This is a genomic window from Veillonella sp. KGMB01456 (assembly GCF_023051165.1).
Lineage (GTDB): Bacteria > Bacillota > Negativicutes > Veillonellales > Veillonellaceae > Veillonella_A.
Genome location: NZ_JALKIG010000059.1, coordinates 1 through 8912 on the forward strand (window position 1 = coordinate 1; position 8912 = coordinate 8912).

An 8912-nucleotide genomic window follows, 5' to 3' on the forward strand; every position below is an offset into this window, starting at 1 on the left:
ATCGGTATTCACTATGGATTTTTTTATGTGTTCAATTTCATTGTACAATTAACCATGTTTTATCTTTATTTTTGAAAACTAATTTTATAACCTGCTGTTGCGGTCAATATTTATTTTTGAAAAATAATTTTATGCCTTGCCGTAGAGTTCATGCCAAGCATTAGCCAAAGCGGCAAAGTCATCTAAGGTAAAGGTTTCACCGCGCAAAAAGCCGTCAATGCCGGCTTTTTCTAAAATAGCCGCAATCTGTTCTTTAGCGAGACCGGTTGTTTTCATAGTATTGCTAAATGTTTTACGACGCTGCGCAAAAGCGGCCTTAATAACACGGAATAAGAGTTTTTCATCAGCCACTTGTACCGGTGGTTCTTTGCGCAAACGACAGCGAATAACCGCACTGGTTACTTCAGGTGGCGGCAAGAAGGATTTAGGCGACACTTCGAATACGATATCCGGTTCCGTATAGTACTGTACAGCCACGGAGAGTGCACCATACGCTTTGGTTCCCGGTTCGGCCACCATGCGCTCTGCCACTTCTTTTTGTACCATTACGACGAGTCGCTCAATAGGAAGTTTCATTTCCAATAGGGACATAATAATCGGCGTCGTAATATAATATGGTAAATTTGCCACTACTTTAAACGGCTTATGGTTCATTAATTCAGGAATATTTACTTTTAAAATATCGCCATGAATTATATTAACATTGTCATAGCCTGCTAAGGTCGTATCCAATACTTCCAACAAACGGCGGTCCAATTCTACGGCCGTCACATCCGCTTTACTCTGTGCCAAGCCCTGCGTAAGCGTACCGATGCCCGGTCCGATTTCCAATACCGGCTCCCCCGGTACCAGCTGGGCTGCTTTTACAATATCATCTACCACATGGCGGGAGATGAGAAAGTTTTGTCCCAACTTTTTACTCATGTGAATGCCAAAGCGTTTGCATATGTAATGCACTACTTCGGGACTCGCAATAATTGATTCTAACATATATATCCTTTCAAAAGAGTACTTTAACTCATTGTATTCGCACTACCGATCGCTAACAATCCCACCTATCATCATATCGTGTAAACGCCCGACTAGCCGCTTATTATGTCAAGTAAGCCTCCAACTAGCCGCTTATTATATCAATTAGGCATCTGACTAGCCAATCATTATGTCGCGCATGGCCTCATTAAAGCCCTCACGGGTAACGCCGTAGTGATTTAAACGGTATAAAAACTGCTTGCTGTTGCCATAACCGATGCCCAGTTTAGCACCTGCAATAGCGCGATTATCGGCGCTACGCGGTGAACCGGTTAAGTTATGAGCTACCATGTCCTGCATGGTAAATTCTTCAGACGACTCAAGCGACTGTGTGTGTAATTTTCCTAACGCTTCACGAATGGCTTCCGGTGGCGCTTGTTCAATCCCAATATCATCGTTGGCGGTTGCTAAGTCACGCGAGATAAATGCATGCTGCGCATCCGGAAATTTTTTGGCCAAGAAACGACGAATTCGTTCGCCCGCCGTGTCAGGGTCGGTAAAAATAATAATTCCTCTTTTTTCATAGGCAACTTGTATTTGCTCCAATACCCCTTTGCGTAAAGTAAATCCTTCGGTAGCAATACAATCAGCCTCTACTGCTTTGGCAATCTGCTGAATATCCGACTTGCCTTCGACTACGATTACTTCTTTTAACATAAGTATTTCCTTTCCACAATGGCCAAACAATCAACTGTGAATAAAATCAACTGTGAATAAAATAGGCTTTATAGCTACTTAATTTTACCAAATTTTTCAAAAATAATAAAGAAGAGGCTATAACAACATGCGGGTCAAAACGCATTTCGTTACAACCTCTTCTTACGACGAGTTTACATATTTAATTACTGTAAAAATTCAATTACTATGAAGTTTATCAGGCCTAAATTAGGTACTGAAAAAACTTCTTTACTGTAAAACATAAACTTCTACAGAACGGCGACCAAATTCCATCGCCTCACCATAAGATTCCATTAATAGGTCAATTTTGTGACCTCTAATAGCTCCGCCGGTATCCGCTGCTATAGCCATGCCATAGCCCGGAATGTAAAGACGTGTACCCAATGGAATCACATTCGGATCCACTGCTACAACGCCTCGTCTGGCCACCATGCCGGTAGCCGTGATGCCTCGACCATCACCATCACCCGGTAAATACGCTGACGCTTCCATAGTCAGCACCTCGCGATAGCGTACTACCCCACGAGAGGTTTCTACCACATCTCGTGAACCTTCTTTGATGATTGTCGGTACCATCCGTTTAATATCATTCTGACTAATAATTTGCTTTTTGATTTCCTTACCATCCTGGTACAAGATTTCCTCCTCAACGGAAACTAAACCGGGAGTACCCTCTTGGATAACTTCCTGTTCGCCGATGTGCATGGAGTCGTCTCGCTGACGAATAACCTGTACTTCTACAGGCTGTTCGTAAGTTTTTACAGAACGACCGGTTACATGAGCTATAGCAACCTCACTACCAGCTTGTAAGTGCTGATTGCTATCTCCCAATGGTACGTAATTAGGTGCATGATATCCCAACTCATCAGCTAGACCCTGGGCTGTCGTTTGAACGGTCATAACATCTTTAGCTACGCCGTCAATCGTTACTTTTACAGGAAATGCTCGTAGAACTGTTAATTGAGTTCCGTTTTGCAAAGTCTGCGTATTTAATAATACAGCATCTTTTGGCCCGAGCGTAATCCCGGCATCGTGTAAAATGCCCTCCGCTGAGTTGAGGTGTGTCCTAACAATCTGTGCTTGACCATCAGCTAAAATCGTAACCGATTTCTCATTCCAAGCAAAGCCTGAAATCGTCATAAACACGACCGCTAGGAGTAACAGCAAAAGTGACGTATGGCGTCTCAAGAGGGTCGCCATATTCTTCTTTTGCATTACTAGATATTTTGTCATCTAATCCCTCCTACCGCGCTATTCTACCACAAAGAGATACAGAGCGTCAACAAAACGGCCGGACGGTATAAATAAACACAGCATCTTCAGATTTCTCTCATGTTTATATTTTTCTTTATTTTTCGTTTATGTCCTTTTGTAGTGTACATAAAATAGCTACAATTATATTTATTTATTTTATTTATAATCTCCTCATTTTTATTTTATTCTCTTTAGGAATAATTGTGCATGAAAATACACTACCAGCTCTGAAAGCCTTTATATAAAGGGCTCACAGCTTTAATGTTAATAATCAAAAAGAAGTATCGACCTGATAATGGAAATCACTTTCTATTACAAGTCGATACTTCAGTAAGAAAAATTATTTGATTTTCTGATAATTACACAAAAATGTGTTTAAATGTTTTTTAAAACCAACCGCTATAATCGGCGCTTTATTATTAAACGATTCGTGTAATTCCTCACCTCTAATTTCAGGCGTATACATATCTTTATTATGTCGTATTTAAGGTTAATAACGGCTTATACATTAGCTGAAATCATATATAAGGCTTTTTATTCCTTAAACATTGGTTGCATGCGTTCAACTACGGTCATTTTGGGATGTTCACTCGCCTGTTTGGCTTCTTTCATCAACGTTTCTTGAGCCGAAACTTTGTCAGTCTTGCTTACAAGCTTACGATAAGAGCCATCAGCACGCATTACATGGGCTTTTTGATTATCGCGAAGGTATAAATCCAAAATACCGCGAACGCGTTCTTTATGGATTTTATCTTCAATCGGAATCATCAGTTCTACACGTTCATTGAGGTTACGCGGCATCCAATCGGCACTGGATAAGAATACGCGGTCGTTACCGCCGTGACGGAAGTAGAACAAACGATGATGTTCCAAGAAACGACCGATTATAGAGCGAACCTGGATATTTTCACTCACATTCGGAATGCCCGGACGCAACGTACAAATACCACGTACAATTAAATCGATTTTAACCCCTTTTGAAGACGCTTCATAGAGTTTAGCCACTACTTCGCGGTCCAATAAAGAGTTCATTTTAGCTATCATATAAGACGGTTCGCCTTTTTCGGCATAGCTGATTTCTTCATCGATGAGTTCCATTATTTTTTCGCGTAAATTGAGAGGTGCTACGATGAATTTATTCCAAATCGGAGGATCGGAATAGCCGGAAATTAAGTTGAAGAAAGCAGACGCATCTTCACCGTATTCATCATTGCAGGTAAAAATACCGCAGTCGGTGTATAAACGCGCTGTTTTGCCATTATAGTTCCCTGTTGCCAAGTGAACATAACGGCGAATGGCATCATCTTCACGACGAACTACCATGGTAATCTTAGAATGAGTTTTCAAACCTTTCAAACCATAGATTACGTGACAGCCGGATTTTTCCAAACGACGAGCCATTAAAATATTATTGGCTTCATCAAAACGAGCCTTGACTTCCATGAGGACCGTTACCTGTTTGCCGTTATCCGCCGCTTTAATAAGGGACGAAATAATCGGCGAGTTGCTGCTTACGCGGTACAAGGTCTGTTTAATAGCCAATACCTGCGGATCATTGGCTGCTTGGGCTACGAAGTCTTCAACGGTTTTAAAGGTTTCAAACGGATGGTGCACGAATAAGTCGTGACGGCGAATGAGGTCAAAAATATTTTCTTCTTCATGACCTACAAGATCGGCGGGCTCACAAGACTCAAATGGTGCATAGCGCAAGTAATCATAGCCTTCCATGTCGCAGAAACCAAAGTATGTACATAAATCGAGCGGACCTTGTACGATAAATGCATCTTTCGGTTTTAACTGCAAGCTGGTTAAAATGAAGTGCAATAATTCGTCATCCGGTTCACCGGCTACTTCCAAACGAACCGTAGCACCACGGCGGCGGCGACGTAAGGACTCTTCCATTTCTAGAAGTAAATCTTGTGCTTCTTCTTCGTCAATTTCAAGATCCGCATCACGGGTTACACGGAATGTCATGGTATTTAAAATGTCATAACCCACAAAGAACTGCTCTGCATAGAAGTTGATGATATCTTCTAAGTAGATGAAATAACGCTGGCCGTCTTTAGCAGGCACTTCTACGATACGATCGAGTACCGACGGAATTGGTAAAATGGCGTTCTTTATTTCTTTATCCTCTTCGGTTTCCACAACAGAACGTTTAATTTGAACTACCGTATTCATTGTTTTATTGGCCAAGAATGGGAATGGATGGCCCGAGTCGATGGCAAGCGGTGTTACTACCGGATATACCACCCGTTCAAAGTGAATGCGTAGCCATTCCAACTGTTCCTCGTTCAAATCTTCCGGTTTTACAAAGTGCAAACCTTCTTTGCCAAGCATTTCCATAACATGGTTCAAATAAGTGTATTGAACACGCACCAAACGCTTAGCGGACTCATCAATAGCACGCAATTGTGCACGTGCATCCATGTGAGCCGCATCGTATTTAACGATGCCGTTTTCTTCCTGATGGCGCAAACCGGCTACACGAATCATAAAAAATTCGTCTAAGTTGGAACTGGTAATCGCAATAAAACGCAATTTTTCCATCAATGGATTCGTATTGTCTATCGCTTCTTGAAGGACGCGTTGATTAAATTTTAACCATGATAATTCACGGTTAAAGTAATATTTATAGTTTTCAAACATGCCTTATTTACCTCCTATGCGTAAGACCATTTCCAAACCAAAAACTTCACTAAAGTATTCTGCTTCTCGTTCAAAGGTCCATTTTTCCAAGGACAAGTCTTGCTTCGTCGTTGCTTTAACCACGATGCGTTTATCATTGCGTTCAATAGCCAGCTTCGACACTTTCAATTTATGACTTACATCCAAGGCACGCATACAACGTAATACGGCCACGAATTTTGATACCCATATCTTTTGGACTTCTTTTAAATAACGGAAGTTTTCATCATCATCATCGGGTTTGCCCTTGTAATGATAAAATACCACATTGGCTACCACTTCTTTTTCACGATCCGACAAACCGAAAAGGTCAGTCCCCATAATGATGCGATACGCATGTTCACTGTGATTACGGAGACTCACGAATTTTCCCACTTCCGATAAAATAATCGCCGTGCGAAGTACAAAGATCATGCGTTCGTTAATGCCGAAATCCACTAAATGACGACAAAGCTGTACCGCAAAACGCTCAACCTGAGCAATATGGGTTTCATCAACCTGATAGCTGCGCGCAATAGCACGAGCCAGTTGCAAGTTTTGTTCGCGCATTACTTCAAGGAAGTGATTATTTTCAAGTTCCGCGCCCTTGTATACAATTACACCCTCGGCAAAACCGTAAGGGCTGATTAACAGGCTTTGCGGTCGTACCATTTTTAACAATTCCGAATACAATACAATAGTCGGCATGAGGATATTAGCACGATATTCCGGAATACCATAGCGGTTAACGAGCTTGGTCGCGGTAACGCCATGGAAGGTGTCAACAAAGTCTTCAAATTGCTGAGGCAATAAAGACATAGTTTCCTGACCATGCGTTTCAAAACCCATCAAATTTGCTATTTCACGAGGTTCATCGCCGGATAACACGAAATATTTAACGTTAAAACGACGTACTTCTTCCTCTAACGGTTGCAACATACTGTGCAAATATTCACCTACCGCTGCCGGGAAGGATAAAGATGAACGCTGATTACGGTTAAAGGATTCCATAACGCGCAATGTACCTAAATGCACGTTTTCTTGGAATACCAAGGTACCCTTTTGCCACACCGTAAGCCCTACGCCGCCGGATGTAATATCGATAAATAAGGCTGCATCTTTAGTCTTAGTAAGCCCTTGTTTCATCATATGATAGTACAATCCGAAGTATTTATAATAAATTTCTTTAGGCATGTCCACGACTTCTACTTTGAAGCCGGTCTGCACGAAAATCTGGTCCATAATACTGCGACGGTTTTCAGCTTCACGAACGACAGCCGTAGCATACACGGTATAATCCGTAACTCCGTATTCATCGAGCATTCGTTTATAACCTTTTAGCAGGCGACAAATTTCTTCGATTGTTTGGAAGGATAATCGTTTGCTGTGGAACAATTCTTCCCCGAAGTTTACATCACGCGAAGCATAGTCGATTATTTTCACTTCATCGATAGTGGTGTATTCTACGATGGTAATACTCATACTGCTGGCTCCCAAATGGATGGCTCCATAAAGGGGCGGCTTCGATAATGCCATTATTTCCTCCTTATAAGGCTTCGCGCCACTCTACAATTAAATTCTTTCTAAAGTCCTTCTTACACTGCTTAATCAGCTTACCAATGACCACCTCCGCAATGGATGTGTTGCCGCCCGGCTTTTTCCAAACGGTCACATTAATTGTTTTATCAGTAAATTCAGTATTAACCAATACAGCCGATTGTTCATGGCTTTCGTCAATTGCTTCCGCTAAAGCTAATACTAAAGAAACTTGTGCTATCATAGCGCGATCGTCCGCCGTCAATAAATGGCCATACGGCGAGGCCTTAATAAATTTACTGTTAGTCCCATGAGAATTGGCTGCCACAAAGGCACAAATGGCCTGCTCTTTATGAGATAACCCGTATAAACTGCTGTTAACAATCAGATAGGCACTGTGACGGGCGTGACCGTAATAGTTAATGGTCTTACCGATATCATGGAGCAACGAGGATACTTGCAATAATTCACGCATGCGCGGCCCCCATTGATATACCTTGTCCCATTGATCATAGAGCATCTTTGCTAAGTTCGTAATGTACTTGGCATGAATCAAATCGCCTTGTACCATGTTGAGTAATACATTTTCAGCGGAATGAAGCAGAATATCATCTACGATGCCGTCTTCATTCATATAATTTCGGCCGTAGTAACGATAAAATAAGCCGTCACGCAAACCGCAACCACTGACACGAATCGTATTGGCATCAACGAACAACATAAGTTCGCGAATCAAAGCTGTTCCGGCAACGATAATATCGGCACGTTCAAAGGAAAGGCCGGAAATCTTACGGCGCTGTTCCAATGTACGGGTACATACATCTTCATAAATCGCATCTAAGCGTTCAAAGGATAATTCATAATTATGCAGTTTTTCAATCGGATAATTATGCGCTCTTTGGTCAATTTTGGCCAAATTACGCACTGTACCGCCAATCCCAACAAGCGGTAGCTGTTTATCCTTCAGCCATTTCTCCTTGCTAAGTACATCTTGAATATGGCTGATTAAGTTTTTACGCTCTTTTTCAGACATTTCGTCGCCGCTTTGGAATTTGCCCGTTAAAGTAAGTGCCCCCATAGGCAAACTTACGCTGTGTTTTACAGCTCTGTCTTTAACGAGTGTTACTTCAATGCTGGCGCCCCCAAGGTCAAAGAGGATGAAGTCTCGAAGGCCAATGGTATTCACTACCCCTAAAAATCCCAAATAGGCTTCTTCGGTGCCATCAATACATTCCAGATCAATACCGGTACGCTCCTTAACCAACGTAAGGAATTCGTTTCCGTTTTTGGCTAAGCGTACGGCAGCCGTGGCTACGGCATATATTTCAAGACTATCCATGGCTTCTGCCATATGTGCAAATGCCTTAAGTGTCATAATGGCACGTTCCATAGCTTCTTCAGTGAGTTTATTTTTCTCCCACATATTCTCACTGAGTCGAATGCTCTCCTTCTGCTGATAAATCAGCTGATAACTACCGTTTTCGTTAATTTCAATAATAACAAAACGCACGGAGTTGGATCCCAAATCTATAAATGAAACACGCTTCATAATTCTACCTTTCGTCTAAAACAATATGTTACCTTAATCTTACCGAAACTGAAAGAGTATTTCAAGAATATTACATAATCTTTACACACTTTATACAAAATTTTTCCTTGTCATTACATCATTGATTCACTTCAGTTAAGACTGTAAATCATAACCACCCGTAGAACGGGTGGTTTGCTCTGACCCTATAAGGGTCTTT

6 protein-coding genes are annotated in these 8912 nt (G+C 41.6%); all 6 read right to left on the reverse strand.

The features are described from left to right. Nucleotides 1-129: 129 nt before the first annotated feature. Nucleotides 130-990, reverse strand: a complete 861-nt coding sequence (rsmA, locus tag MXE28_RS10870) for a 16S rRNA (adenine(1518)-N(6)/adenine(1519)-N(6))-dimethyltransferase RsmA (protein ID WP_021842392.1) — start codon at nt 988-990, stop codon at nt 130-132. Nucleotides 991-1146: 156 nt separating this feature from the next. Next, complete coding sequence (gene rnmV, locus MXE28_RS10875; protein WP_021842391.1) at nt 1147-1686, reverse strand: ribonuclease M5; 540 nt, start codon at nt 1684-1686, stop codon at nt 1147-1149. Nucleotides 1687-1935: 249 nt separating this feature from the next. Further along, a complete protein-coding gene (locus MXE28_RS10880) occupies nt 1936-2940 on the reverse strand; it encodes a 3D domain-containing protein (RefSeq protein WP_226974572.1) in 1005 nt (334 codons plus the stop codon). A gap of 555 nt (nt 2941-3495) precedes the next feature. Then, a complete protein-coding gene (locus MXE28_RS10885) occupies nt 3496-5610 on the reverse strand; it encodes an RNA degradosome polyphosphate kinase (RefSeq protein WP_247240166.1) in 2115 nt (704 codons plus the stop codon). A 3-nt stretch (nt 5611-5613) separates the two neighbouring features. Continuing rightward, the gene (locus tag MXE28_RS10890) at nt 5614-7164 is read right to left on the reverse strand and encodes a ppx/GppA phosphatase (RefSeq protein WP_021842387.1); all 1551 of its coding nucleotides are present in this window, start codon (nt 7162-7164) and stop codon (nt 5614-5616) included. A gap of 10 nt (nt 7165-7174) precedes the next feature. Beyond that, the gene (gene ppx, locus MXE28_RS10895) at nt 7175-8713 is read right to left on the reverse strand and encodes an exopolyphosphatase (protein ID WP_021842386.1); all 1539 of its coding nucleotides are present in this window, start codon (nt 8711-8713) and stop codon (nt 7175-7177) included. Nucleotides 8714-8912: the final 199 nt, after the last annotated feature.

Bases quoted from the DNA above. Each gene is read 5' to 3' on its own strand.
- rsmA (WP_021842392.1), bottom strand. From the start codon at position 990: ATGTTAGAATCAATTATTGCGAGTCCCGAAGTAGTGCATTACATATGC.
- rnmV (WP_021842391.1), bottom strand. From the start codon at position 1,686: ATGTTAAAAGAAGTAATCGTAGTCGAAGGCAAGTCGGATATTCAGCAG.
- MXE28_RS10880 (WP_226974572.1), bottom strand. From the start codon at position 2,940: ATGACAAAATATCTAGTAATGCAAAAGAAGAATATGGCGACCCTCTTG.
- MXE28_RS10885 (WP_247240166.1), bottom strand. From the start codon at position 5,610: ATGTTTGAAAACTATAAATATTACTTTAACCGTGAATTATCATGGTTA.
- MXE28_RS10890 (WP_021842387.1), bottom strand. From the start codon at position 7,164: ATGGCATTATCGAAGCCGCCCCTTTATGGAGCCATCCATTTGGGAGCC.
- ppx (WP_021842386.1), bottom strand. From the start codon at position 8,713: ATGAAGCGTGTTTCATTTATAGATTTGGGATCCAACTCCGTGCGTTTT.